The sequence below is a fragment of the Verrucomicrobium sp. 3C genome, from assembly GCF_000379365.1.
In the GTDB taxonomy this organism is placed as follows: domain Bacteria; phylum Verrucomicrobiota; class Verrucomicrobiia; order Methylacidiphilales; family Methylacidiphilaceae; genus Methylacidimicrobium.
On the sequence record NZ_KB901880.1, the window covers coordinates 1 to 1,454 of the forward strand.

General features: G+C 59.5%; 2 protein-coding genes. Both read left to right on the forward strand.

Annotated elements, in window-relative coordinates:
- On the forward strand, positions 1–915 hold a 915-nt coding region (locus A37A_RS0114655; protein WP_018292222.1), incomplete at its 5' end, for a methane monooxygenase/ammonia monooxygenase subunit B.
- 347 nt (positions 916–1,262) lie between these two features.
- A partial coding sequence (locus A37A_RS0114660) for a methane monooxygenase/ammonia monooxygenase subunit C (protein ID WP_026195873.1) occupies positions 1,263–1,454 on the forward strand: 192 nt, incomplete at its 3' end.

The following is a 1,454-nucleotide window of genomic DNA, read 5'->3' on the forward strand; positions in this document are numbered from 1 at the left end:
TCGGAGTTGCTGGAGCTGGGCGGCACCTACGAGTACAAGACAGTGACCAGGGCACGCTATCCGGGTCACTGGCCTGTCGGGGTGATGCTCAGCATGAAGGATGCGGGTCCGCTGATCGGGCCGTCGATCTACGTCGACGTGGACGGAAGCCACGAGGGTTTCACCAATCCGATCAAGACCCTGTTGGGGAATACGATCAACCTGGAGGACTACGGGCAGGCCCGGATGTTGATCTGGACTCTGGTGACGACCCTGATTGGGGTGGCGTGGCTGGGGCTCTGGGTGAGCAGGCCGATGGTGAGCCGGATGGGACTGGTCGCGGCCGGACGAAGCAAGGAATTGATCAGCGACTCGGATAAAAAGGTCGCGGTGATCTTTGCTCTCGGTTCGATCGCTCTGGTCGCACTGGCGAACGCGATGACCTCCTCGCAGTATCCGCATACGATTCCGATCCAGGAGACGATCATCAAGAATCAGGCGCTTCCTCCGGAGCCCTCGCCGGTCAAGGCGAAGGTGCTGGACGCGACCTACGAAGTGCCAACCCGCACGCTTGCCTTCCGGCTCGAGGTGCACAACACCGGTGATCGCCCGATGGTGCTCAAGGAGTTCGCGACGGCCAACGTTCGATTCCTCAATGAGCAGATTCCGGGAAATACCTGGAATCCTGACTTCCCCGAGGTTTACGGCGGGGCGATGAAGATCACTCCGTCCGAGCCGATTGCGCCCGGAGAGACCAAGGTGATCGAGGTGGTGATGGCGAGTGCCGAGTGGGAGAACCAGCGGCTGACGATGTATCATGAGACGACAAACCGCTTTGGCGGATTGCTCTTCTTCAGCGACCCGAGTGGGGCGCGGACCATCATCGCGATCGCCGATCAGTTGGTGATTCCGAGGTTCGGTGTGACGCAGATGTAGGTTTCCTCGGCTTTCGTAAAGAGAGCTGAACCCGGTGCGCCCTTCTTCTCCCCACGGGGAGGGAAGGGCGTACCTCTTTTTAGATTCTCGCTGCCCACCGTCCGGCTTTCTCTTGCGATCCCTCATGCTTCCCATGGGAATCTACACGGATAAATCCCCTATCCGGTTCGTGGGACTAGGGCCGATTGTTCGCTCTCCATGGCTCCGTTACGGTTGCTCATGGAAGACCGGTTAGCGAAAAGGCTGACCGGCTTTCCGCCGGCATCCCGGTAGGGTGACGGTCGCGCTTCGGGTGGTGCATCCGGGGCGCAGAGAAGCAAAGTGGAAGAAACGGAGTCATAAACAATATGGCAGAAACACAAACGGCGACGGCCCTCGCGAGACCGCCGGTCACCGCATATTCCTGGAAGAGTGCGGGGATCGCCATCGGCGCGCTGGTCGTCTTCGACGTGCTAATCAACGTGTACGAGAGGCTTTTCGCCCTTTCGAAGGGTCTCGACTACACGTCGGCGGATTATTCGACTTACTGGATGAGCATG